Raw genomic sequence first — 25,111 nt, 5'->3', positions numbered from 1 at the left:
TGCAGGATGCAGGCGAGGGATAGTTCGTGCAGTTCCGTCAAAAGGCGCTCTCCAAGCTGCAATCGCCCGAAGAACTCGATCTGCCCGTACGTTTCGCACGCCCGCAGGGTCGGCTCGTTCTCGCCGTCACCGTCGTCGTCATGGCGGCCGCGGCATTCTGGGCATTCACCGGATCCGTCTCCTCCAAGCTGAGCGCACCCGGCATCCTCACGCATGCCGAGGGCAGCTATCTGCTGCAGAGCCCGTTCGCCGGACAGGTCACCGCCGTACTCGCCAAAGAGGGCCAGCTGCTGCCCCCGGGCGCGCCACTGCTCCAGCTCGCCACGGACCAGGGGGAGCGGACCGTACGCGTGGTCGCCGGAGGGCGGGTGACGACCCTGGTCGCCAAGACCGGCTCGGTCATCACGACGGGCGCGGACGTCGCGACCGTGGAACGCGTGAAGAACGCGGACGACCCGCTGGTGGCCGTGCTCTACCTGCCCGGCGGCAGCAGCGCGGAGATCCGCGTGGGCGCCCCGGTCGACCTGACCGTCCAGTCCGCCCCCCAGCAGCAGTTCGGCGTGCTGCGCGGGCGCGTCAAGGAAATCGGCCGCGCGCCCCAGACGCCGGCGCAGCTCACCGGCTTCCTCGGCGATCCCCGCCTCGCCGCCGAGTTCGCCCGCCAGGGCAACCCCGTCGCCGTGCTCGTGCAGCTCGAACGCTCCTCCGCGACCACCTCCGGCTACCGGTGGTCCTCCGCGGGCGGGCCCCCGTACCCGGTCGACTCCACGACACCGGTCACCGGAGCCGTCCACCTCGCCGCACAGCACCCCGTCGATTGGCTGCTTCCGTGACCGTGCCGCAGCACACCTCCCCGAACCGGCCCCGCTCCCGGCCCCCGGCCGCCAGGGTCCCGGCCGGCGGGCGCCGGCGTCGCCGACCGGCCGTCCCCAAGGGCCGCACGCCCCGTACCGTACGCACGCCCACCGTGCTGCAGATGGAGGCGGTGGAGTGCGGCGCCGCCGCGCTGGCCATGGTGCTCGGCCACTTCGGCCGCTTCGTGCCCCTGGAAGAGCTGCGCATCGCCTGCGGGGTGTCCCGGGACGGCTCCCGCGCCGGCAATCTCCTCAAGGCCGCCCGCGGTTACGGGCTGACGGCCAAGGGCATGCAGATGGACCTGGCCGCGCTCGCCGGGGTGAACCCGCCGGCCATCCTCTTCTGGGAGTTCAACCACTACGTCGTCTACGAGGGCATGGGCCGCCGCCTCGGCCGCCGGGGCGTGTACATCAACGACCCCGGCAAGGGCCGCCGGTTCGTCCCCATGGAGGAGTTCGACACCGGCTTCACCGGCATCGCGCTCGTCTTCGAGCCCGGCCCGGGCTTCCGCCGTACCGGCCGCAAGCAAGGCGTCATGAGCGCGCTGCCCGCCCGCCTGCGCGGCACGTCGGGCACCATGCTCGCCGCCGTGGTCTCCAGCCTCCTGCTGGTGGCCGTCGGTGCGACGGTGCCCGCGCTCAGCCGTACGTACATCGACATGTTCCTCATCGGCGAGCAGACGTCCCTGCTGGGCGTGCTCTTCGCCTCGATGGCGGCGGCCCTGGTGCTCACGGCCGTGCTCACCTTCCTCCAGCAGGCCAACCTGCTGCGCGGACGCATCATCTCCTCGACGCTCGGCAGCGCCCGCTTCCTGCGGCACCTGCTCCGGCTCCCCGTCAGCTTCTTCGGCCAGCGCAACCCCGCCGACCTGGTCCAGCGCCTCCAGTCCAACGACGCGGTGGCCGAGACGCTCGCCCGGGACCTGGCCGCAGCGGGCGTGGACGCCGTGGTCGTCGTGCTCTACGCGGTGCTGCTGTGGACGTACGACCCGCAGCTCACCGCCGTCGGCGTGCTCATCGCACTGCTCAACATCGCGGCCGTGCGGATCGTGATGCGGGTACGGGCCACCGGCACGCAGAAGCTGCGCGCCGAGAGCGCCCGGCTCACCAACACCTCGTACAGCGGACTCCAGCTCATCGAGACGATGAAGGCCACCGGCGGGGAGAACGGCTTCTTCCGCCGCTGGGCCGGCCAGCACGCGGTCACCCTCGACGTGCAGCAGCGGCTCGGCGTCCCGAGCGCATGGCTGGCCGTCGTCGCGCCGACGCTGGCCGCGCTCAACAGCGCGCTGATCCTGATGATCGGCGGCCTGCGGGCGGTGGAGGGGCACCTCTCGGTCGGCCTGCTCGTCGCCTTCCAGGCCCTGGTGACCAGCTTCACCGCACCGATCACCCGCCTGGGCGGCGTGGCCGGCCGGATCCAGGACTTCGCCGCCGACGTCGCGCGCCTCAAGGACGTCGAGAACTTCCCCGTCGACCCGCTCTACCTGCGGCACGCGCGGGGCGAGGCCGCCGCCGGTACCCGCCGGCTCAAGGGGCACGTGGAGCTGGACGGCATCACCTTCGGCTACAGCCCGCTGGACGCTCCCCTGCTGAAGGACGTCTCGCTCGCGGTCGGTCCCGGGCAGCAGATCGCGCTCGTCGGCGGCTCCGGCAGCGGCAAGTCCACCGTCTCCCGGCTGATTTCCGGCCTCTACACCCCCTGGGCGGGCGCCATCCGCATCGACGGGATGCGGCTGGAGGACATCCCGCGCGGCGCGTTGGCCGCGTCCGTCTCCTTCGTGGACCAGGACGTCTTCCTCTTCGAGGGCACCGTCCGGGACAACGTCGCACTGTGGGACCCCTCCATCCCGGACGAGGCCGTCATCGCCGCGCTCCAGGACGCCGCCGTGTACGACGTGGTCGCGCGCCGGGCCGGTGGCATCCACAGTCGCGTCGAGCAGGACGGCCGCAACTTCTCCGGCGGCCAGCGCCAGCGCCTGGAGATCGCCCGCGCCCTGGTGCGCCGACCCAGCGTCATGATCCTGGACGAGGTGACCAGCGCCCTGGACGCGGCGACCGAGCAGATCGTCATCGACAACCTGCGGCGCCGCGGCTGCGCCTGCGTGGTGATCGCCCACCGGCTGAGCACCGTGCGCGACAGCGACGAGATCGTCGTGCTCGACCGCGGCACGGTCGTGGAGCGCGGACGGCACGAGCACCTGATCGCCGCGCAGGGCGCGTACGCCCGACTGGTGAAGGAGCACTGACGTGACATTCCCGCACCAGACCCACCAGACCCACCAGACCCACCAGACCCACCAGACATACGTGCCCCACCAGGCGTACGTCCCGCCCGTAGCCGATCCGGTCGTCGCGGCCCTCGGCGGCCTCGGCACACCGGTCGACTGCGCGGGCCTGCGCAGCCTGTCGCTGGAAGGCCCGCTCGTACTGTGGCTCGTCGTAGAGGGCGAGCTGGACCTGTTCGCGGTCGACGCCGCCCAGGCCGGCCACTGGCACTTCCTGGGCCGGCTCGAGTCGGGCACGCTGCTCCTGGGCCCGGCCGAGGGCCCCGCCCACACGCTGACCGGTCGCCCGCTGCAAGGCTGCGTACTGCGGCGCATCGAGCTGCGCGAGCTGTACCGCCCCGAGTACGGAGCCCCCGGGGCCCCCGCGGACGCATCCTGGGGCTGGCACGCCGACCCCTGGCAGAACGGCTTCGCCGACGCGGCGCCCAGCCCCCTCGAGGACGCCTTCGCCCGCGGCATCGGCCGCGGCCTGCGCGTGCTGTACCAGGCTCCGTTGGAGGGCCGCGCCACCGCCGGCCCCAGCGGGGCCGACGAGGACATCCTGTGGATGCAGATCCCCCCGGGGAGCGTGCAGTACGGCGCCGTGTACGAGACCTACGACGGCACGGTCGGGATGTCCGCACCCGCCGGCACGCTCCTCGTCGACGGGGCCGTGTGGCAGGGCATGGTGGACCAGCAGTACCGGCTGCTGGACGCCCTGGACCGCTGGATCGAGCAGGACGAGCGCGCCCACGAGGACCGCACGGCGGCCGGAATCGAGGCCGGCGAGGCCGCCCGTACCCAGGCGGACCGCACCCTGCTCGCCTCCATCGGCCGCTCCCGCAGGGGCTCCCGCCGCGACGCCGGCCACGACGCGACCTTCGCCGTGTGCCGCCTGGTCGCGGCCGAAGCCGGCATCCCCCTGACCGAGCCGACGGGCGGCGCCGCCGCAGCCGCCGAGCGGACGGACCCCGTCGAACGCATCGCGCTCGCCTCCCGGATCCGCACCCGCCCCGTCCAGCTCGGCGGGCGCTGGTGGCGGGAGAACAGCGGACCCCTGGTGGGCCGGCGCGCGGACGACGGGACCCCCGTCGCGCTGCTGTGGCGGCGCGGCCGGTACGAGGCCGTCGACCCCGCGACCGGCACGCGCGAACGCCTCGGCCAGGGCGGCGCGGACGCCCTGGAGCCGCACGCCGTCATGTTCTACCGCCCGCTGCCCGACCGGAAGCCGGGCCTGCTGCACCTGCTGCGGTTCAGCGTGCGCGGCAGCGGCGCGGACCTGCGCAGCCTCGTCGTGGGCGGGCTGGGCGCGGTCGGCCTCGGCGCGGTCGTCCCCGTGGCCACCGGCCGCGTCCTCGGCTCGTACGTCCCGCACGCCGAGGAGAGCCTCATCGTGCAGACCGCTCTGGCGCTCATCGCGACCGGTGTGGTCTCGGCCGCCTTCATGCTGCTGCAGAACATCTCCCTCCTGCGCATGGAGGGCCGCATCGAGGCCACCTTGCAGCCGGCCGTATGGGACCGGCTGCTCCGGCTGCCGGTGACGTTCTTCGCCGGCCGCTCCACCGGGGAACTGGCCGGGGCGGCCATGGGCATCAGCTCCATCCGCACCGTGCTGTCCGGCATCGTCTCGGTGTCCCTGCAGGCGGGCACCGTCGGCACGATCAACCTCGTGCTGCTGCTCGTCTACAGCGTGCCGCTGGCGCTGGCCGCGCTCGCCATGCTGCTCGGCATCGCCGTCGTCTTCCTGGGCCTGGGACTGTGGCAGCTCCGCTACCAGCGGCAGCTGATCAGGATCGGCAACAAGCTGGACAACCAGGCGTTCCAGACCCTGCGCGGGCTGCCCAAGCTGCGCGTGGCCGCGGCCGAGAGCTTCGCGTACGCCGCCTGGGCGCGGGAGTTCGCCCGTACCCGCGAGCTGCAGCAGCGCATCGGCCGCATCAAGAACGTCGTCACCGTGCTCAACGCGGTCTATCTGCCGCTGTGCACGCTCGTGATGTTCATGCTGCTGGCCGGACCGGCCCGCGGCAGCATGTCCGCAGGCGAGTTCCTCACCTTCAGCACCGCCGTCACGATGATGCTGTCCTCGGCCACCCAGCTGACCGGCGCCCTCCTCTCGGCCGCCGCCGTGCAGCCGATGTTCGAGCAGGTCAAGCCGCTCCTGCAGGCGACCCCCGAGGTGCGTGGCTCCAGCATCCGGCCGGGCGAACTCAGCGGCGCCGTCGAGGTGAAGAACCTCTCCTACCGGTACGCCGACGACGGACCGCTCGTCCTGGACGACGTGTCCTTCCAGGTGCGGCCCGGTGAGTTCGTCGCGGTCGTCGGGGCCAGCGGCTGCGGCAAGTCGACCCTGCTGCGCCTGCTCATCGGCTTCGACCGGCCCGCCTCCGGCAGTGTGCTGTACGACGGCCAGGACCTGGCAGCACTCGACCAGGCGGCCGTGCGCCGCCAGTGCGGCGTCGTCCTGCAGAACGCGCAGCCGTTCTCCGGCTCGATCCTCGACTGCATCCGCGGCTCCGGCGCGTACTCCCTCGAGGAGGCGGCGGAGGCCGCCACTCTGGCGGGCCTCGCCGAGGACATCAAGGCCATGCCCATGGGGATGCACACCGTGCTGTCCGACGGCGGCGGCACCGTCTCGGGCGGCCAGCGCCAGCGGCTGATGATCGCCCAGGCCCTCATCGGCAAACCGCGCATCCTCTTCCTGGACGAGGCCACCAGCGCACTGGACAACGAGGCCCAGCGCGTGGTCATCGAGTCCACCCGCGCCCTGCGCGCCACCCGCATCGTGATCGCCCACCGGCTGTCCACCGTCATGGACGCGGACCGGGTGATCGTGATGTCGGACGGTCGGGTCGCCCAGCAGGGTCCGCCCGCCGAACTGCTCGCCGATACGGCGGGCCTGTTCCACGAGCTGGTCCGCCGCCAGGTGGGGTGACCGCCGGGTGGGGTGGCCGTCGGGTGGGGTGAGCGGATCTACGGTCCGAAGTGGACGTACGAGGCCCACGCCAGGGGCCGGTACGGATCCTCCCGGCGGATGCTGACGACCGCCTCGTGCAGGGCGTGGGCGGCGCGGGACGGGTGCAGGGCGCCCTCGGAGTCGCCGAGGACCCCGTACAGCATCTCCGTGACCTGCCGTGCGGTGTCGTCCCCGACGGTCCACAGCGTCGAGACGACCTGCCGGAAGCTGCCCAGCAGCAGGGCGCCGGCCAGGTGGATCGCCTCGTCGGGCAGCTCAGTGCCGCCCACCGCGGTCTGGCAGGCGGCCAGGACCGCCAGCTCCGCCGACTCCAGGTCGAGCCGGGCGAGCGCGGTCACCGTCAGCGGACCGTCGTACAGGTACAGGGCGCCCTGGGCCGGGTCGGCGAGGTTCTGGCCGCCGTGGCAGGCGAAGTGGACGCAGCTGTGCGAGCGCAGCAGGTCCAGGACCACCGCCCGGGTGGCCTGGGCCTCGGCGAGGACCGTGTGCCGCCCGGGGAAGCGCCGCCGCAGTGCCTCCGCCTCCTGCCGTACGCCCGGCAGCGGTTCCAGCGAGGGCGCGTACCCGGGCCGCTCGCTCACCGCCGGGACCAGCAGCCGGCGCGGCCCGTCCGGGGCGGCCGCGGGCCTGCGCGCCCGGGCCAGGGCCCGCAGGGTCGGCATGTACGAGGACACCACCCGCTCCACCACGGCGTCGTACGGCCGCTCGTCGTCGGGATCGTGGTAGCCCGCGGCATGCACGGGCAGCAGGGCCAGCGGCCCGGTGGCGCACCACCACACGCGCCGCCCGCGCCGGTCCGCCGCCTCAGGGGCGTCCAGCACCGGCGAGGCGACCGCGTCCCACAGCCACTCCAGGGTGTCCAGGACCGTCTGCTGCACGGCACCGGTCGGCGCCCCCGGACGCCCGATACGGTCCACGGCCGCCAGGTACCGCTCCGTACGGCGCTGCGCCTCCTCCGCGTCCAGACCGGGCAGCGGGACCAGCCGGGCCTGACCCGGGGTCACCACCAGGGCGTCGCAGCGGTAGCGGCTGACGTTGACGAGGACCATCGGCCCGGCGGCGGTCGCCTGCGACAGTTCGGCGAAGGGAAGCGGGAGCATGAAGTACGCGAAACCCGGCCGGCGCCGGATCTCCGTCACCAGCGCCTCCCACTCCCGGGCCAGCCGGCGCTGCCGCTGCGCGCCGTCCGTGACGCCGGCGCCACAGCCGTCGCCGCCGTCGACCGGACCGGCTCCTCCCTGCTCCAGCCGCGCCCGCAGGCCGTCGAGCCGCCGGGCGAGTTCGGGATGCTCCCGAGCCAGCTCCGTCAGATCCGTACGGGCGTCCAGGGCCTGCCCCCACAGCACGGAGCGGCCCTGGTCGAGGAGTTCCACCGCCTCCTCCAGCCGCCCGCAGGCGATGGCGCAGGCCGCGGCATCGCTCGCCACGTGCGAGCGCGGCGCGAGCAGCCGTTCGCGGTCGCCCCGGTCCAGACCGTGCCAGGCGGTCAGCGGCAGCAGCCCGACGGCCGCCGCGAAGCCGTCCGCGGCCGCCTCCCAGCCGGCCCGCCCGGCCCGAGCGCGCTCCGCGGCGAAGGTGCCCCAGCCGACCGCCGCGTCGAGACGCTCGTGCGCCGGCGAGGTCAGGCACTGCACCGCCTCGGCGAACCCGTCGAGTGCGGCCCCGGCGTCGTCCTCGCCGGCGCGGCAGCCCTCGCGCTCCCGCGCCATGTCGCTGCGGTCGGCCACCATGTGCGCCCACGACATCAGCGTGTGGGCGCGCCGCGGCGAGGCGGGATGCAGACCGGCGACCACGGCCCCGGCCTCGGCGACGGCGGCGTCGAGATCGCCCAGGTCGCCGCGCAGCAGTGCCCGGTCCCACAGCGCCAGGGCGAGGTTGGTCCGCGCCGTGACGTCCGGCCGTTCCGTGCGGTCCGACGGATCCAGGGCGACGGCCTGTCGGCCGAGGGCGACCGCCTCGTCGAGGTCGGCGGCCGCACGGCCCGTCAGATACCGGGTCCGCAGCCGGCTGGAGAGATTGGGCAGGGCCGTCCGCCGGACGTCCGCGGCCGATGCGGGCGAGATCTCCTCGGCCACGGCCAGGACCTGCCGGCCCAGCTCGATCGACCGGTCCAGGTCGGCGGCGTCCCCGGTGAACCGGTGGCGCAGCGCCAGGGTCGTGCCCAGGGTCGTCAGACGTGCGCAGTGCGCGGGCCGGTCGTACGGGCGGCCCGCCTCCACCGACCGCTGCGCGGCGGCCACCGCCTCGTCCAGGTCGCCCCGCGCCCCGTCGCGTTCGAAGCGGCGTACGTAGGCGGCTGCCAGCGCGGACAGTTCGCCGCCCCGCTCCGGCTCCATCTGCAGCACGGCGTCCACCCGGTCTCCCGCGACGCGGCGCAGCTCCTCCGCGTCCGCGTCCGGCATCCCGAGCAGCATCCGCAGCTGCTGCAGGTTGGGGGTGGGCCCGTACGCACTGCGGCGCAGGTGCTCGACGGCGCCGTCGAGGTCGACCGGGTCCCCGTCCCGCTCGAACCGCCGCAGCAGCAGTGCGCCGATGCGGCCCTCGATCACCGGCCGGCCGGGGTGCCCGTCCGGCATGCCGCCGAGCACCCGGTACCCGAGGGCCAGCGCCGGGGCGAACACCGCCGGGTCGCCGGTCCGTTCGTAGCGGGAGATGTACTCGGTGAGGCGGTGGTCGTACCGGACCACCGCGGTCCGGCCGGCGCCCCCCTCCCGGCCGGCCTGCTCCGGCGGGACCCCGGGGGTGCCTCCCGGCGAGACGAACTCGGCGTTCTTCAGCAGCGGGGCGATGACCTCCTCCCGCCGCACCTCCCGCTCGCGCCTCCGGCCGTCCACCAGTTCCAGCAGGAGGCGCGCCTCTTCCCGCAGTTCGCCGTCCGCCGAGAGGTGGGGCAGTACGGCGGACAGGCAGGCGTGGGCCTGGTCGAGGTCGTGGTCGGTGCCGGTGATCTCCTGCCGGCGTACGAGGACCAGCCCGAGGTTCACGGCATTGAGCGAGTACTCCTCCGCGGGCGGCCGTACGAGGCCCAGGGCTTGGCGAAGCAGGTCCACCGCCTCGTCGAGGTCCGCGAGTGATCCGGACCGCTGCCAGCGCAGGAGGAGGTTCTTGCCGAGGTGGTGCAGGCAGTGCCAGCGCCGGTCCCCACGGGGCGGCGGCCGGAGCCCCAGGAGCATGCGGTACAGGGAGATCGCGGAATCGAGATCCGCCGCCGTGGCGGAGTGGTCGTAGCGCGACTCGGTGGCCTGTGCCAGCAGGAGCAGGTGCGCCACCTGGTGGGCGGGGTCGCCCCGGTGCCGCAGGCGTGCGGCTTCGCCGGCGAACTCCACGGCGGCTTCGAGATCGGCCGGGTCCTTGGTCCCCGTCCGGTAGCGGGCCAGCAGGGCGGAGCCCAGGTGCGCGCTGTACGCGCCGCGGTCGGCGAAGTCCTCCGGGAGCTCCCGCAGGGCCGGGCCGAGCAGTTCGATGCCCCGGTCGCGGGAGAGGGGGTCCGGTTCCGCCGCGGCCCGCAGGATCAGCTGCCGGGCCTCCGCGGCGCGCTGGTGCGGCAGTGCCGGTGTGGGGCGCCGCGCTGTGGCCGGCTGCGCGCCGGCTTCGGCCCGCTTCCGCCGGAGGGAGCGGAGCGTGCCGTTCCACTGCGCCCGCTCGGCGGGATCCGTCAGACCCCCCGGTCCGACGGCCGAGGCCATCACGGCGATGGTCCCGTCGAGGTCGTCGACGGATCCGGTCAGCTCGTGGCGGCGGTGCAAGACCGAGGCGAGACACTTGAGCTGGGCTCCGCGCGGCATCACGTTCGGGACCGCGCCCGGGGCGGTGGCGGAGCGCAGCAGGTCGATCGCCTCGTCGAGGTCCCCGGCCGCCCCCGAGTGGTTGTACCGGGTGAACAGGGCGCCGCCCAGCCGGGTCACGGCGTCGACGCGGTCCGGGCCCTGCCGGGTCTGCAGCGCCAGCAGTTTGCGGCACACCTCCACGTTGACGGTCGCGTTCTCCGGACTGTCGTCGCGGGCGAGTTCGTGGGCCAGCGCCGCCGCCAGCACCTGGAGGAACGCCTCGCGTCGGCGGCCGGCGGCAGCCGGGGCCAGGGCGAGCGCCGCCCGCGCCCACCTGACGGCGCCTTTGAGATCGCCTGGTTCACCCGTCCGCTCGAAGCGCTCGAGCCACTCCGTGGCGAGCAGCAGACGCAACTCGGCGCAGTGCGGCTCGTCTTCGGGCAGGTCCGACAGGGCGCGCTGCAGGGCGACGAGCCCCATCAGCCCGTCGTCGCCGCTGCGCTGCTCGGTCTCGAGGAAGGCTCGGGCCACCTTCACACGCGCCGCCGGATCGGCGCCGAACTCTACGGCCAGCTCCCAGAGTTCGGCAGGTACCGCATCGGGGAGGGTGTCGTGCAGCAGGCCGACGAGCTTGACCGTGGCGGCGAGATCGGGCAGTGCGGCCTGCCGCTTCAGGCTCTTGAACCGCGCCAGCAGGAGCAGGCCGACCAGCAGCACGGCCCGGCCGCGGGGCTCGGACCGGGCCGGCTGCCCGGCGGCCGCCGCCAGCAACTGCCGGGCCTCGGCGTCGAGTCGCGGGTCCTGCAGTCCACCCTCGCGCCCCGATCGCAGGTACTCCAGCACCACCTGCTCGATCCCACCCCGCGCACTGCCGCGCCAGCGCCACCGCATGCCAGACGACCTCCCTGCCGTTCCCGCTACGGTAGCTGTGTGTGTCCGGTCGGTGCCAGTCGGTAGCCTCACCGTGGCGCCCGAACCGGCAGGGGCGGAAGGGGTGGTGGGAGCCGATGGCCGCGCAGGAACCGACGGGGACGAGCGGGACGAGCGAGCAGACCGGGGCCGTCGGGCCGACCGAGAGCGAGGCACTGGCGCTGTGGTGCGCCCGGCTGGCCGGGCTGCGCGACCATGCACGGGTGACCGGCGTGGCCGAGCGGCTGGAACGCGACGCCGCGCGGGTCCGGCAGGGCGGCTCCGCGCAGCGCGCCGTACGCAAGTGGCTCCAGGAGGACGGGGATCCGGCGGATCCGGCCGACTCGGCTGCGCCCCGGCGCAGTTGGTCGGACCGGGAGAGCTCGGCGATGGTCGGCTTTCCCGGCTCCCCGCGTCCGCCGTCCGCGGGCGGCGGACGCTACGGCTGCCCCAGCGAGCGGTGCGAGCGTACGGCCGGGCGCGACGCGCAGGGTCACGTCCCGGCGTGCCATGCGTACGGCGCGGCCATGCGGCCCCTCGGCCCGGCCCCCGACACCCGATGATCACGGGGATCCTCTCCGAGGTGGGCAGACACGTCAGCAGCCGCTGGTTCAGGTCGGTCCTGCTGCCGGGGCTGCTCCTGGTGCTGGTGGCCGCCGCCGGATTCCACCTCGGCCACGGGCACGCCCTCGACGCCCGCCGGCTGACGGTCTGGCTGGACGGCCTCGCCCGGCGCTGGCGGGCCACGCCGGCCCGGGCGGTGGTGGACATCGCCCTGGTCCTGCTGGCCGCGGGCACCGCAGGCACGGTCGCGGGGGTGCTCGGCCGCGCGCTCGAACGGTTCTGGCTGGCCCCGCTGGAGTGGGGGGTGGCCCGGCGCCGCAGGCGCCGGGCCCTGCGGGCCGCGGAGCGGGCAGGCGCCGGGGTGGTGGAGGCGTACCTGCCGCGCCGCCACACCTGGATGAGTGACCGGGTACGGCTGGTCGAGGCCAGGATCCGGGCCCAGTACTGGTTCGATGCGGCCGCCGCGTGGCCGCGCGTATGGCTGCTCGTCGCGGACGAGGTGCGCCGGCCGGTGCTGGCGGCGCGCACGGGCTTCGCCGAGGCCGTCACCCTCGCGGGGTGGGGGTGCCTCTACCTGGTCACGGGGGTGTGGTGGTGGCCCGGGCTGATCGTGGGCGGCTGTGTGCTCCTCGCGGGCCGGCGGCGTTCGCGCGCTGCACTGGAGGAGTTCACCACCCTGATCGAGGCGGTGCTCGACATCCACCACCGGGACCTCGCCGCGGCCCTGGGCGTGGTGGTGGGGGAGGGCGGGGTCACCGAGGGCGAGGGGCGCAGGATCGACGACATCCTCCGCAAGGGCGGCGGCTGACCGTCAGGGCCGGGCCGGTGCCGGCTCCGGCCCGGCGGCCGGCGCCTGAGCCGCAGCCGCAGCCGGTGCCTGAGCTGCCGCCCGGGCCGGGTCGGCCACGCACGCCGGATCCGTGACCGGAGCTGCATCGGGGGACCGGGCGGCGACCCGGCCGCCGGCCGCCGGGGAGCCGTCCTCCCCGGGCAGGGCGAACACGCGCAGGAAGATCTGCGAGAGCGGGCCGATGGCCAGCGCGTACGCCACGGTGCCGACGCCGGCCGTGCCGCCCAGCAGGACACCGGCCGCGAGGACCGTGAGCTCGATCCCGGTCCGCACGAGCCGCAGCGACCGCCCGGTCCGCCGGTGCAGCCCGGTCATGAGGCCGTCGCGGGGCCCCGGCCCGAAGCGGGCGGCGATGTAGAGGCCGGTCGCGACCCCGTTGAGGACGATGCCCGCCGTCAGCACGGCTGCCTGCGCGAGCGTGCCGTGCACGTCCGGCACCACCGCGAGCGTGGCGTCCATCGACAGGCCCACGGCGAACACGTTGGAGACGGTGCCCAGCCCCGGGCGCTGGCGCAGGGGCACCCACAGCAGCAGCACCAGCGCCCCGACGGCCACGGACACCGTGCCGATGCTCCACCCGGTGAGCTCGGCGAGTCCCTGGTGGAAGACGTCCCACGGGTCCAGCCCCAGACCCGCGCGGATCAGGAACGCCGAGCTGGCGCCGTACAGCGCGAGCCCGACGTAGAGCTGCAGGAGTCGACGTGTGAGGCGCCGGGCGGGGCGGGCGGGGGCGAGGGACATCGGTGGAGCCTTTCGGGGAGCCAAAGACCGACAGACCTCACGATGTGGCATCCCCTGGATGGCCGGACAGGGCCAATCCAACCCAAGTGGCCTTGGTTCGGGGGTCTCGGTTCCGGTGGTGTGCCGACCGGTCTCCCCCGTGAGAACAGGCACATTTTTGCCCCGGTTAGTCCGAATTGGTGAATGCTGGTTCCCGGTCCACCCCGACGTACCAGCGCCACCGGCACCGGCAGAGACGAGAGACATGCGACGCGTACACCGCCTCACGATCAACCGGCGGACAGCCCTCCCCCTCGTGGGCGGAGCTGCCGTCCTCGGCTTCGGCGGCCTCTACCTCACCGGTCTGGCCGTGGCGGGCGACGCCATCGCCGACGGCACCCACGTCCGCGGAGTCGACATCGGCGGCATGAGCCGTACGGAGGCCAAGGCCGCCCTCGACCGCACGCTCGGCCCGGCCGCGGCCGCCCCGATGGAGCTGCGGATCGGCGACCGCACCGAGAAGGCCGCCCCCGCCGCCTTCGGGCTGTCCCTGGACACCGCCGCCACCGCGGACCGCGCCGCGCAGTCCGGAGCGGATCCCATCACCGTGATCGGGCGGCTGGTCACCCCGGCCGAGGACCGCGAGGTCGAGCCCGTCATCCGTACGGACGGCCCGACGAGCACGGCCGAGGTCGACCGGATCGCGGCCGCCGGACGGCAGGCCCGCGACGGCGACGTCACCTTCGAGGGCGGCGCGGCCAAGGCGACCGACCCCGTCACCGGAATCGCCGTGCGCGCCGACCAGGCGGCCGACACCGTACGCGCCGCCTACCTGCGTCCGCAGGGCGGTCCGGTCGCGATCCCCGTGGACCAGAAGCCGCCCGCCGTGGGCCGGCAGGAGACCGCACGGGCCCTGAAGGAGTTCGCCGAGCCCGCGATGTCCGGCCCGATCACCCTCACCGTGGCCGGAAAGCCCGTGGTCCTCACCCCCGCCGTGCTCGGCCGGCACCTCGCGGTCGAGCCCGACGCCCACGGCCGGCTGGTTCCGAAGCTCGACTCCAAGGGGCTGCTGGCCGACCCCGCGGTCGCCCGGCAGGTGGCCGCGGCCACCAGCCCCTCCCGCGGGGCCACCTTCCGCGTCGACTCCGCAGGCCGGGCGGTCGTCGCCCAGGACGGGCGCTCCGGGATCCAGGTCACCGAGAAGGCCTTCGCCGACGCCGTCGTCCCGCTGCTGACGCGCTCGGGCGCCGCCCGTACCGGTGTGGTCGCCGTGAAGACGGTCCACCCCCGCCTGACCGCCGAGAACGCACAGCGCCTCGGCATCAAGGAGAAGGTGTCCTCCTTCACCGTCAAGTTCCCGGCCGCGCCGTACCGCACCACCAACATCGCCCAGGCAGTGGAGCGGATCAACGGCTCCGTCGTGCTCCCGGGCGAGACCTGGAGCTTCAACAAGACGGTCGGCGAGCGGACCAAGGAGAACGGCTTCGTCGACGGCATCATGATCAACGACGGCCAGTACGTGAAGTCCCCCGGCGGCGGTGTCTCGGCGGTCGCGACGACCATGTACAACGCCATGTTCTTCGCGGGCGTCAAGCCGCTGGAGCACGGGGCGCACTCCTTCTACATCGAGCGGTACCCCGAGGGGCGCGAGGCCACCGTCGCCTGGGGCACCCTCGACCTGCGCTGGAAGAACGACTCCGGCCACGCGATCTACGTCCAGGCCGAGTCCTCGGACACCTCGGTGACCATCAGCCTGCTCGGCACGAAGAAGTACGACGAGATACGCGCGACCCAGGGCCCGCGGACGAACGTCACCCCGCCGGCCAAGCGCACGGGCTCCGGTCCGACCTGCGAGGTGCAGACCCCGCTGGAAGGCTTCGACGTCGCCGTCGACCGGGTCTTCGTCCAGGGCGGGCAGGAGGTCAAGCGGGAGACCTACCGTACGCACTACACCCCGCGCGACGAGGTCACCTGCGATCCGCAGACCCCGGCGAGCCCGGCCGCCCCGACGCCCCCCGCCGGCTCCGCGGCCGCGACCCCGGCGGCCCCCGCGACCCCGGCCGCACCGAAGCCGGTCCGCGCCTGACGGACTCCCGCCGACGGGGCCCGGCCGGGCCGGGCCCCGTCAACGGCGAAGAGATGCCTAGGGGGAGCCCGGGCGGGCGCGCCACGAGTGCGCGGGATGGTGCACCACCGACGGCAGGTTGCGGTCCCAGTGGGCACGGTGGTGCCGGGCGGAGTGCGGCGCGCGGGGCACGTGGGCCGTGCGCGCCAGGATGACCAGGGCGGCCGTGAGGGCCGCCAGTTCTATGTGGTCGGGGGTGCCTCGGACCACCCTGATCCGGTGCCGGCGTATCACCAGGACACCGGCAGGGTCTTGGGCCCGCGGATCAGCGCCCCAGCCTGCCATTCGATCTGCTCGCGCGGTACGGCCAGGGCCAGGCGCGGGTAGCGGTCGAGCAGCGTGGTGACGATGATCTCGGACTCCATCCGGGCCAGCATCGAGCCGACGCAGTGGTGGGGCCCGTTCCCGAAGGCCATGTGGGCGATGGGCCCGCGGTCGAAGTCCAGCGTGTCGGGGTTCGGGAAGACCTCGGGGTCGCGGTTGGCCGCCAGGTACGAGGAGTACACCGTCTCGCCGGCCTTGACCGTGACGCCGGCGATGTCCACGTCCCGCGTGGCGATCCGCGGGAGGCCCACCCCGCTGCGGTGCGGGATGAAGCGCAGCAGCTCGTCGACGGCCTGGGGGATCAGCTCCGGCTCCCTGCGCAGCCGTTCGAGGTGCTCCGGATGGGTGAGCAGGGCGAAGATCATGTTGGCGCTGTTGTTGCGTACCGCGTGCGCACCGCTCACCAGGATCGCGGTGGCGATGGACACGGCCTCCGGGTCGGTGATCTCACCGGCGTCGGCGGCCGCGGCGAGGACCCCGGCCAGGTCGTCGCTCTGCTTCTCCCGCCGCATGGCGAGCAGGGCGACGATGCTCTCGCGCACGGTCTTCAGGGCGTCGGTGCTCTTGTCGGGTGCCGGCCCGGGGGTCATGATCACGTTCGCCCAGGAGGTCATGTTCTTGCGCATGTCCTGCGGCATCCCCAGCAGGTCGGCGACGGCCGCGAGCGGGAAGGGGCCGTGCAGGTGCTCGACCAGGTCCGCCGGTGAGCCGTGCCGCTCCATGCCGTCCAGCAGGCTGTCGGCGGTCCGCTGCACGGTCGGCCGCAGCTTCTGCATGCTCTTGCCGGTGAAGGCCCGTGCGACCACGCGGCGCATGTCGTTGAGGCGCGGCGGGTCGGCGTAGTTCATGGACGCCTGCTGCGAGGCGATCGCGTGCGGGGAGGAGGCGGTGATCGTACGGCCGACCAGTTCCTGCCTGCTGAAGCGCGGGTCGGTGGTGGCCGCCTTCACGTCGGCGTAGCGGGACATCAGCCAGGCGCTGCCCTGGCCGTACGGCAGCCGGATCCGGGCGGCCCGTTTGTCCCGCAGGCGGTCGTGCAGGAACGGGTCGAAGTCGAGCGCCTCGAAGTCGTCCAGGTTCCAGCAGTGCACCGGTTCGCCCGAGGCCGGGTCCGTCTCCGGCTCGAGGGCCGTGTGCGGGTCTGACGTCATGGTTCATCTCCCTGCGTGGATGTCACCCCCCAAGGCGCGATTCCGCGGGAAATCGGCACAGCCATCCCTTCCCTCTCGTCGCAGGCTCCCCTGCCTCCACGGCGCAGCGTCACCGGATTGGCTCATGTCCCCAACGCCGTAGTCCCGCGCGCGCATCGGCCAAAGGTCCGTGAGGCTGTGTCAGACACGAAAGGAGAGCCACCCATGGCGACTCTGTGCAGGCCAACGGTGTGCGTGCCCGAGCACGTGATCACGATGGAGCAGACCCTGGATCTGTGCCGTTCGGTGCACGCGGACCATCCGCAGCTCGACCTGGCGCTGCGTCTGATCCGCAACACCGGCGTCGCGAAGCGGCACATCGTGCGCCCCATCGAGGAGACCCTCAAGCACCCCGGCTTCGAATCGCGCAACGCGGTGTACGAGGTCGAGGCCAAGCAGCGGGTCCCGGCGGTGGTGCGGCAGGCGCTGGAGGACGCGCAGCTGCGTGCGCAGGACATCGACATGATCATCTACGTGTCGTGCACGGGCTTCATGATGCCCTCGCTGACCGCTTGGATGATCAACGCGATGGGCTTCAGGACGGACACCAAACAGCTCCCCATCGCCCAGCTGGGCTGCGCGGCGGGCGGGGCGGCGGTCAACCGGGCCCACGATTTCTGCACCGCCTACCCCGAGGCGAACGCGCTGATCGTGTCCTGCGAGTTCTGCTCGCTCTGCTACCAGCCCAGTGACCTGGAGGTCGGCAACCTGCTCTCCAACGGCCTGTTCGGCGACGGCGTAGGCGCCGCCGTCGTCCGCGGCAAGGGCGGCACCGGCATGGAACTGCACCGCAACAGCTCGTACATCATCCCCCAGACAGAGGACTGGATCATGTACGACGTCAAGTCCACCGGGTTCCACTTCAAGCTCGACCGGCGGGTGCCCGGGACCATGGAACCGCTCGCCCCGTCCCTCAAGGAGCTCGCAAAAGCCCATGGGTGGGACGCTGCCGCACTGGATTTCTACATCATCCACGCCGGTGGGCCCCGCATCCTGGATGACCTGAGCAAGTACCTCGGTGTGGCACCCGAGGCATTCCGCTTCAGTCGGGCCACACTGACCGAGTACGGCAACATCGCCAGCGCCGTCGTCCTGGACGCACTGCGCCGGCTCTTCGACGAGAACGGCACCGCTGACGCCGCGCGGGGCCTGCTGGCCGGTTTCGGCCCGGGCATCACCGCAGAGATCTCGCTGGGCAGCTGGACCTCGGATCGAGGGACCGGGTGAGGGAGGAATCCGAAGAATGCTGAAGGACGGCCCCGCAACCGCAAGGCCACCCATCACGCACTGGCCCACCCCGGCACTGGACGGGGTCGACTTCGACCCCGTCCTCGCCGAACTGATGCAGGCGGGTCCGATCACCCGGATCCGCCTGCCGAACGGAAGCGGGTGGGCCTGGCTCGTCTGCCGGTTCGACGACGTGCGCATGGTGGCCAACGATCCCCGGTTCAGCCGCAAGCTGGTCGCGGAACACGACGTCACCCGGCTGGCCCCCCACTTCATCCCCGCGCCGGGCGCGGTCGGGTTCGAGGACCCGCCCGACCACACCCGACTGCGGCGCACCGTCGCCGCGGCCTTCACCACCAGCGGGGTGGAGGCCCTGCGCACCCGGGCCAAGGACATGCTCGACACCCTCGTCGACGGGATCCTGCGCGACGGCCCGCCCGTGGACCTGACCGAGCGCCTGCTCGCGCCCTTCCCGCTCGCCGTCGTGTGCGAGCTGATGGGCGTACCGGAGGCCGACCGGCCCATGGTCCACGAATGGACCAGCCTGATCCTCTCCTCGGCCCAGGGCGCGGAACGCAGCGAGCAGGCGAAGAACGACATGTGCGCCTACCTGGGCGGGCGTATGCGCAGCGGGGAAGTGGCCGGCGGCGACACCGTCATCGGGCTCCTCGTCAAGGCCGTCGAGGCCGGCGAGGTCACCGCCGAGGAAGCCACCGGACTCGCCCTGCTCATCCAGATCGGGGGCGAGGCCGTCACCAACAACGTGGGCAACATGGTCTACATCCTGCTCACCCGGCCGGACCTGATGGAACGGATGAGGAGCGAGCCCGGCCTGCGGCCCTCGGCACTCAACGAGCTGCTGCGCTACATCCCGCACCGCAACGCCGTCGGCCTCTCCCGGATCGCCCTCGAGGACGTCACCGTGGCCGGCCAGCTCATCCGGGCGGGCGAAGCGATCTACGTCTCCTACCTCGCGGCCAACCGCGACCCGGAGGTCTTCCCCGACCCCCACGAGCTGCACCTGGACCGCAACCCCAACCCGCACGTCTCCTTCGGGTACGGACCCCACTTCTGTCCCGGGAACATGCTGGCCCGCCTCGAGTCCGAACTGCTCGTGGACGCGCTGCTCGACCGCTTCGCGGACCTGCGCCTCAGCGTCCCCCCGAGCGAACTGGGCTGGCGGCCCGGTGCCCTCATCCGCGGGCCCGAAGGTCTGCCCGTGACCTGGTCATGACCGCGCACATCGCCCGCGACGGGCTGCTCGTACCACCGGGACACGGCCGCAAGCTGCACACCGACGCCCAGCAGGTCACGTTCAAGGTCACCGGGGAGCACTCCTCGGTGGCCTCGAGCTTCGAGGTCGTCGTACCGCCCGGTTTCGACGTCGGGGCGCACCTCCACACGCGGAGCGAAGAACTGTTCTACGTCCTGGAGGGTGAACTCGACGTCATGGCCTTCGAGCCGCGCGTGCGTTCCGGCGACGACTGGAGACACTGGGAAGCGCTCGACGGACGTCAGGTCGTCCGTGCCACGCCCGGAACCGTCATCGTGGTTCCGCCCGGTTGTCCGCACGCCTTCGCGAACCCCACCGGCGAACCCGCCCGGATGTTCTTCCAGGCCTCACCGCCGCCCGATCACGAGCGGTACTTCGAGGAGCTCCTCGAGCTGCTCGACACGAGCGCCACCCCGGATCCCGCAGCGATCCGCGAACTGCGGATCCGCTACGACATCGAACAGCTCACGCCACTGCGCCACGAGCTGTCCTGACGACCGACCAACACCGCACCACATCCCCACCCAACACCATGCTCGGGAGCAAAATCGATGCTGCGCACTCGCCGCACCCTACGCACCGCCTCGTACGCCCTGGCCGGCACGATCGCCGCCGCCGCCTCGTTCGCCGCGGGCCCGGCCCGGGCCGCCGAACCCCTGCCGTCCCACTGGTGCTACGTCAACGGTGTCGAGGCCCCGCCCGGGCAGGAGGTACGCGGCACTGCGTCCGACGACACGATCCTGTGCGAGAACGACGTCGAGAACGCGATCATCTACGGCGGCGGCGGCAACGACAACATCCGCGTCAAGGGCATGCTCATCGACGCCCAGGTGCTCGGCGGCGAGGGCGACGACACGCTCCAGGTCAACAACCTCTCCCCGCGCAACGGCAACGCGACGGTGCGCGGCGGTGCGGGCAACGACACCATCATCACCGCCCTCGTCATGGGCACCGCAGCGCACGGCGCGACCGTCTACGGCGACCACGGCGACGACCAGATCACCACGGGCAGCGTGCTGGGCGAGCCCGGCGAGTACCAGCGCGGCGGCGGCCAGGTCTTCGGCAACGACGGCAACGACCTGATCCGCACGGGCAACGTCGACCTCGGCGGCCGGGTGCTCGGCGGCAGCGAGAACGACATCATCGAGCCCAAGTCGGTGGGTGCCGAGTCCGCGGGCATCGTCCAGGGCGGTCCCGGCAACGACACGGTCCGCGGCCTGAACGACACCGTCCTGACGATCGGACCGGGCTACGGCCAGGTCGACGGCGGGATCGGGACCAACTCCTGCCGGGTGAAGCACTTCTCGACCGGCGACCGGGTCCGCAGCTCGATGGCGAACTGCCTGATGGCCGACGGCACCCCCGTGGCCCCGGTCACCCCCGCCAAGCCGGCCTCGCCGGCGGCTCCCATGGCCCCCGCCAAGCCGGCCTCTCCGATGGCTCCCAAAACCCCTGCCAAGAAGCCCGCTTCCCCGGCGGCTCCCAAGGCCCCCGGCGCCCACTCACCGCGCTGACGGGCGGCGGCCCCCGGGTGCGCCGTGTGCGCGCTCCATGGACAGGCCGCCGGGAAGCAGGAGCAGGGTCAGCACCGCGCCGACGGCGAAGATCGCCGCCGATGCCGTGAAGACCGTGTGGTAACTCTCCAGGGCAGCCCGCGCCATCAGCTCCGGCGTGGGCTGCCGGCCCGCCAGCGAGCGGGCGACGGCTCCGGCGGCAAGGGTGCTCATGAGCGCCGTGCCGACGGAGCCGCCCGTCTGTCGCATGGCGTTGACCGTCGCGGAGCCGACGCCGGCGTCCCGCGGGTCGATGCCGGCCGTGCCGAGGTTCATCGCGGCCGCCGTGATCAGGCCCATGCCCAGCCCCGTGGCCACCTGGCCCGGCAGGACGTCGACGACGTACGAGCCGGTCGCCGTCAGGCTCGACAGCCAGGCCATGCCGCAGGCCGACAGCAGCATCCCGGTGACGATGCGCGGGCGCCCGCCGATCCGGCCGAGCAGGCCCATGTTGCTGCCGATCGCGCCGATCATGGTGCAGCCGGACATCGGCATGAAGGCCAGGCCGGTCCTGGCCGGGCTGTAACCGCGGGTGTGCTGCAGGTAGTACGTGAGGAACAGGAACACCCCGAACATGCCGACCCCCGTGATGAACACGGACGTGAGCGCCGTACCCCGGACCCGGTCGAGCACGATCCGCAGCGGCAGCAGCGGGTGCGCGCTGCGGCCCTGCCACCAGACGAACGCGGTGAGCAGGACGGCGCCGGTGGCCAGGAAGCCCAGGGTGTGCACGGACTGCCAGCCGTGGGATCCGGCCTGGGCGAGGCCGTAGACCAGGCAGAAGAGCCCGGCCGAAGCGAGCAGTGTGCCCGGCAGGTCCAGCCGGGGAGGGCTGGTCGGCGCCGGCCGCTTGAGCAGCAGCACGCCGCCCACGACGGCGACGGCGGCGAAGAGCAGGTTCACGTACATGGTCGAGCGCCAGCTCAGGTGCTCGGTGAGGAACCCGCCCAGCAGCAGCCCCACGGCGCCCCCGGACGCGGCGAGCGATCCGAACACGCCGAAGGCCTTGCCGCGTTCGGCGGGGGCGGAGAACGTCGTGGTGAGCAGCGAGAGCGCGGCCGGAGCCAGCAGCGCCGCGAACACGCCTTGCAGGGCGCGGGCCGTGACGAGGATCCCGAAGGTGGCGGCGGCCCCGCCGAGCGCGGAGGCCGCGGCGAAGCCGATCTGCCCGATGAGGAAGGCCCGCCGCCGCCCGAACTTGTCGGCGAGCCGCCCGCCGAGCAGCAGCAGACTGCCGAAGGTGATCGCGTACGAGGTCACCACCCACTGCCGCTGCTCGTCGGAGAACCCGAGGCCGGCCTGGGCGGAGGGCAGGGCGATGTTCACGATGGTGGCGTCGAGGACGACCATGAGCTGGGCGAGGCCGATGACGGCGAGGATCCACCACCGGCGCGGATCGGGCTGCGCGGCGGCGTCGGCGACGGCTGGAGTGGTACTGGTCCCGGGGCGGTTCGGCTCTGCGGACATGGTGGCGCTCCATGGGTTGCGCTCGTTCTCGCGGGCGAGGTGCGTGCGCGTATACGTGTGCAGGTGCGTGTACGTGGACTGTCTGGTTCGACGATGCGTGAGCACGCCCCGTCGCCCGCGCGCCACGCCACGATGCCGTCCGGATGGACCAGCGGAGCGTTCGTTTCTGCTACCGCTTCCCCTTGTTCGCCGTCCCTCCGGCGTTCTTCTTCCCCTTGCGCGGCGTGCCGGCCGGGCGGCCGGCGTGGAGTTCCAGCGGGCCCGTGCCCTCGGTGCGGGCGCGCAGGCAGGCCTCGATCTGGCGGCGCAGGGACGGTTTGACCAGGGCGCGCAGCTCCGAGGCCGGCACCGCCCGCCAGCGGAGCAGTTCGAACGGGGCGAGCCGGATCCGGGCCAGGGCGGCGCCGTCCAGGACCCCGCCGTCGTAGAGGAAGCGGATGCGGGCCGGATAGCCGGGTTTGTGGGCCCAGTTCACGCCGAGCAGTCGGCCCGGTTCGAGGTCGAGGCCGAGTTCCTCGTGCACCTCCCGGCGGGCGGCGGCCCGCGGGGTCTCGCCCAGGTCGCTGTCGATCCCGCCGCCCGGCAGGTTCCACCGGCCGGGCTTGCCGTACGAGGGCTCCACCAGCAGGATCCGGCCCGCGGAGTCGGTGAACAGCACGCTTGCCGCGGTGAGGGCCTTGGGGCGGGCGGCCCGGTGGCTCGCGGCGTCGAAGGAACCGTCGTGCTCGAGGGCCGTACGCCGCGCCGGGTCCAGACCGGCCGGGGAGCCGGGTTGGGCCACCCCGTCGACGAGGTGCGCGAGGGAGCCGGAGTACAGGGCGTCCAGGCCGGCGCGCAGCCGGGGCGCGATCCGGGCGGGCAGCGCCGCGTACGCCTCGTCCGGCGGGAGCCAGCGGGCCGCGGCGACCTCGCCGTCCGCGAAGGAGATCGCGGCGGTCTGCTCCGGCGAGAGCGGCCCGACGAGGTGGATGTGGGCGATGAGGGAGCGGCCGAGCGCGCCGGGCCGCCGGGAGTCCACGGCGAGCAGCCGGCCGACCGGCACGGCCAGGTCCAGCTCCTCCTTGAGCTCGCGGGCCAGTCCTTCCTCCGGGGTCTCGGTGTCCTCGACCGTGCCGCCCGGCAGTTCCAGGCCCGCCTTGTACGTGGGCGTCAGCACGAGGACCCGCCCGCCGGTGTCCAGCACGATCCCGGTGGCGGCGACGAGCGGGGACGGCCGGGCGGCGTAGTACGCGCGCACCGCCCCGGGGGAGGGGCGGTCGGGTGAGCGGTCGGGCACGGCGGGCTCCTGTGGTCGTGCGGCGGTACCGGGCGGATCCGTACCCCGCGCGCGGGCCCGCCGCGCTCCGCGGTCAGGCCCGGGCCAGGAGCATCCCGCCCATCGTGACCATGGTCGCCGCGACGAGCCCGTCCAGCACCCGCCAGGCCGAGGGGCGCGCCAGCAGGCCGCCGAGCAGCCGGGCGCCGTAGCCGAGCGTGCCGAACCAGATCAGGCTGGCCAGCCCGGCCCCGATGCCGAAGGCCCAGCGCAGGTCGCCGCGGTCGGCGGCGAGGGAGCCGAGCAGCAGGACGGTGTCGAGGTAGACGTGCGGGTTGAGCCAGGTCATGGCCAGGCAGGTCAGCACGGCCCGGCGCCGGGTCCCGGCGGTGGCCCCGCCGGTGTCCAGGGCGGCGCCCGGGGTGGGCCGCAGCACCCGGCGGGCGGCGAGGAATCCGTAGCAGATGAGGAACCCGCCGCCGGCGACGGCGACCGCGGTCAGGGCGGCCGGCCAGGCGGCGACGAAGGCGCCGACGCCGGCGACGCCGAGGGCGATGAGGACCGCGTCGGAGACCGCGCAGATCGCGACCACGGCGAGGACGGCCTGCCGACGGGCCCCCTGCCGCAGGACGAAGGCGTTCTGTGCGCCGATGGCGACGATGAGGGAGAGTCCGGTGCCGAAGCCGGCGAGGGCCGCCGCGATGATGCCGTGTGTCATGTCTCCGACCGTAGGCAGCGGCACGGTTTCAGTACAGCTAAAGATTTTTACGTACCCTTAGCTCTCGTGATGGATGAGCTTCCCCTGGACCAGGTACGGACCCTGCTCGCCGTGGTGGACGAGGGCACTTTCGACGCGGCGGCCGCGGCCCTGCACGTGACCCCGTCCGCCGTCAGTCAGCGGGTCAAGGCATTGGAGCAGCGGACCGGGCGGGTGCTGCTGATGCGGACGAAACCGGTCCGGGCGACCGAGTCCGGGCAGGTGGTGGTCCGGTTCGCCCGGCAGCTGGCCCGCCTGGAGCGGGACGCCCGCGCCGAGCTCGGGATGGCGCAGGAGTCGGGCGGCCCGGTGCGGCTGCCGATCGCGGTCAACGCGGATTCGCTGGCGACCTGGTTCCTGCCGGCGCTCACGCAGGTGCCGCAGGATCCGCCGGTCTTCTTCGAACTGCACCGGGAGGACGAGTCGCACACGACGGCGCTGCTGCGGGAGGGCCAGGTGATGGCGGCGGTGACCTCCTCGCCCGACCCGGTGGCGGGGTGCACCGTACGCGGGCTCGGGCTGGCGCGGTACCTGCCGGTGGCGAGCCCCGGGTTCGTGGCGCGGTACCTGTCGGGGGCGGTCGAGGACGGCCTGCGGGAGGCCCCGGTGATCGTGTTCGACCGGCGGGACGTGCTCCAGGACGTGTTCGTACGGTCGCTGACCGGCGATCAGGACGCCGGGGCCGGGCCGCTGCGCCACCACGTGCCGACCTCGGAGGGCTTCTGCGACGCGGTGGCGTCGGGGCTGGGCTGGGGACTCGTGCCCGAGCCGCAGGCGGAGCCGCTGCTGCGCACGGGCGGGCTGGTGCTGCTGGTGCCGGGGCGGCCGCTGGACGTGCCGCTGTACTGGCAGCAGTGGAAACTCGACTCCCCGGCGCTGTCGACGGTGGCGGAGGTGATCGCGGCCGCGGCGGCCGAGGCACTCCGCCAGGACGGAGTCACCCCCTAGGGGGGTGTCTTGCCGATCAGGCCGGGCTCGCGGCGTCCGGCACGCGCGCTCGCCGCGTTCTCGTCACTCGCCGACGTCCCCCAGCTA

The 25,111-nt window shown here is 73.5% G+C and carries 18 protein-coding genes; 11 read left to right on the top strand and 7 right to left on the bottom strand.

The genetic code is table 11. The features are described from left to right. The first annotated feature begins 26 nt into the window (after positions 1-26). The 3 genes from ACZ49B_RS08540 (at position 27) to ACZ49B_RS08530 (ending at position 6,053) form a co-directional block, all read left to right on the top strand. Positions 27-833 (top strand): hypothetical protein, encoded by an 807-nt coding sequence (locus ACZ49B_RS08540; protein ID WP_468302010.1) that lies wholly within the window; start codon positions 27-29, stop codon positions 831-833. Continuing rightward, positions 830-3,103 carry an NHLP family bacteriocin export ABC transporter peptidase/permease/ATPase subunit gene (locus ACZ49B_RS08535; RefSeq protein ID WP_468302007.1) on the top strand — a complete coding sequence of 758 codons (2,274 nt, stop codon included), beginning with the start codon at positions 830-832 and terminating at the stop codon, positions 3,101-3,103. The genes ACZ49B_RS08540 and ACZ49B_RS08535 overlap by 4 nt, the downstream gene beginning before the upstream one ends. A 61-nt stretch (positions 3,104-3,164) precedes the next feature. Then, complete coding sequence (locus ACZ49B_RS08530) at positions 3,165-6,053, top strand: NHLP bacteriocin export ABC transporter permease/ATPase subunit (protein ID WP_468302463.1); 2,889 nt, start codon at positions 3,165-3,167, stop codon at positions 6,051-6,053. Positions 6,054-6,091: 38 nt separating this feature from the next. Here ACZ49B_RS08530 and ACZ49B_RS08525 read toward each other — a convergent pair whose 3' ends face one another. Next, entirely contained in the window at positions 6,092-10,753 is a 4,662-nt protein-coding gene (locus tag ACZ49B_RS08525) for a CHAT domain-containing protein (RefSeq protein ID WP_468302004.1), read from the bottom strand. Positions 10,754-10,869: 116 nt separating this feature from the next. Here ACZ49B_RS08525 and ACZ49B_RS08520 point away from each other — a divergent pair, with 116 nt between their 5' ends. Both ACZ49B_RS08520 and ACZ49B_RS08515 read left to right on the top strand, forming a co-directional pair. Further along, positions 10,870-11,334 (top strand): hypothetical protein, encoded by a 465-nt coding sequence (locus ACZ49B_RS08520; RefSeq protein WP_468302002.1) that lies wholly within the window; start codon positions 10,870-10,872, stop codon positions 11,332-11,334. Between the two features lie 20 nt (positions 11,335-11,354). Further along, positions 11,355-12,143 (top strand): hypothetical protein, encoded by a 789-nt coding sequence (locus ACZ49B_RS08515; RefSeq protein WP_468302000.1) that lies wholly within the window; start codon positions 11,355-11,357, stop codon positions 12,141-12,143. Between the two features lie 3 nt (positions 12,144-12,146). Here ACZ49B_RS08515 and yczE read toward each other — a convergent pair whose 3' ends face one another. After that, the gene (yczE, locus tag ACZ49B_RS08510) at positions 12,147-12,926 is read right to left on the bottom strand and encodes a membrane protein YczE (RefSeq protein WP_468301997.1); all 780 of its coding nucleotides are present in this window, start codon (positions 12,924-12,926) and stop codon (positions 12,147-12,149) included. Positions 12,927-13,170: 244 nt separating this feature from the next. Here yczE and ACZ49B_RS08505 point away from each other — a divergent pair, with 244 nt between their 5' ends. Further along, a complete protein-coding gene (locus ACZ49B_RS08505; protein ID WP_468301994.1) occupies positions 13,171-14,991 on the top strand; it encodes a VanW family protein in 1,821 nt (606 codons plus the stop codon). Positions 14,992-15,048: 57 nt separating this feature from the next. On the opposite strand, the gene ACZ49B_RS08500 is transcribed toward ACZ49B_RS08505, so the two are convergent. Together ACZ49B_RS08500 and ACZ49B_RS08495 are read right to left on the bottom strand one after the other, a co-directional pair. Then, on the bottom strand, positions 15,049-15,240 hold the full coding sequence (locus tag ACZ49B_RS08500; protein WP_468301991.1) for an acyl-CoA carboxylase epsilon subunit: 192 nt from the start codon (positions 15,238-15,240) through the stop codon (positions 15,049-15,051). A 20-nt stretch (positions 15,241-15,260) separates the two neighbouring features. Further along, positions 15,261-16,505, bottom strand: a complete 1,245-nt coding sequence (locus tag ACZ49B_RS08495) for a cytochrome P450 (protein ID WP_468301988.1) — start codon at positions 16,503-16,505, stop codon at positions 15,261-15,263. A gap of 204 nt (positions 16,506-16,709) precedes the next feature. On the opposite strand from ACZ49B_RS08495, the gene ACZ49B_RS08490 reads away from it, so the two are divergent. Genes ACZ49B_RS08490 through ACZ49B_RS08475 form a run of 4 tightly spaced genes read left to right on the top strand, consistent with a single transcriptional unit; the run spans position 16,710 to position 20,558 of the window. Beyond that, positions 16,710-17,771: a type III polyketide synthase gene (locus ACZ49B_RS08490; RefSeq protein WP_468301985.1), complete on the top strand. Its 1,062-nt coding sequence runs from the start codon at positions 16,710-16,712 to the stop codon at positions 17,769-17,771. A 16-nt stretch (positions 17,772-17,787) separates the two neighbouring features. Further along, a complete protein-coding gene (locus ACZ49B_RS08485; protein WP_468301982.1) occupies positions 17,788-19,005 on the top strand; it encodes a cytochrome P450 in 1,218 nt (405 codons plus the stop codon). After that, entirely contained in the window at positions 19,002-19,538 is a 537-nt protein-coding gene (locus tag ACZ49B_RS08480) for a cupin domain-containing protein (protein WP_266661786.1), read from the top strand. Before ACZ49B_RS08485 ends, ACZ49B_RS08480 begins: the two co-directional genes overlap by 4 nt. 57 nt (positions 19,539-19,595) lie before the next feature. Next, positions 19,596-20,558 carry a hypothetical protein gene (locus tag ACZ49B_RS08475; RefSeq protein WP_468301978.1) on the top strand — a complete coding sequence of 321 codons (963 nt, stop codon included), beginning with the start codon at positions 19,596-19,598 and terminating at the stop codon, positions 20,556-20,558. On the opposite strand, the gene ACZ49B_RS08470 is transcribed toward ACZ49B_RS08475, so the two are convergent. From ACZ49B_RS08470 to ACZ49B_RS08460, 3 genes are all read right to left on the bottom strand, one after another. After that, a complete protein-coding gene (locus ACZ49B_RS08470) occupies positions 20,547-22,064 on the bottom strand; it encodes a DHA2 family efflux MFS transporter permease subunit (RefSeq protein ID WP_468301975.1) in 1,518 nt (505 codons plus the stop codon). The two genes, ACZ49B_RS08475 and ACZ49B_RS08470, sit on opposite strands and share 12 nt — an antisense overlap. 169 nt (positions 22,065-22,233) lie before the next feature. Continuing rightward, on the bottom strand, positions 22,234-23,340 hold the full coding sequence (locus ACZ49B_RS08465) for an NUDIX domain-containing protein (protein ID WP_468301972.1): 1,107 nt from the start codon (positions 23,338-23,340) through the stop codon (positions 22,234-22,236). A gap of 73 nt (positions 23,341-23,413) precedes the next feature. Beyond that, complete coding sequence (locus tag ACZ49B_RS08460; RefSeq protein ID WP_468301969.1) at positions 23,414-24,037, bottom strand: LysE/ArgO family amino acid transporter; 624 nt, start codon at positions 24,035-24,037, stop codon at positions 23,414-23,416. A gap of 69 nt (positions 24,038-24,106) precedes the next feature. Here ACZ49B_RS08460 and ACZ49B_RS08455 point away from each other — a divergent pair, with 69 nt between their 5' ends. Then, positions 24,107-25,024 carry a LysR family transcriptional regulator ArgP gene (locus tag ACZ49B_RS08455; protein WP_468301966.1) on the top strand — a complete coding sequence of 306 codons (918 nt, stop codon included), beginning with the start codon at positions 24,107-24,109 and terminating at the stop codon, positions 25,022-25,024. The last annotated feature ends 87 nt before the right edge of the window (positions 25,025-25,111 follow it).

Source organism: Streptomyces sp. NPDC031132, from assembly GCF_055570595.1.
This window is presented reverse-complemented; position numbering and strand designations above follow the sequence as displayed.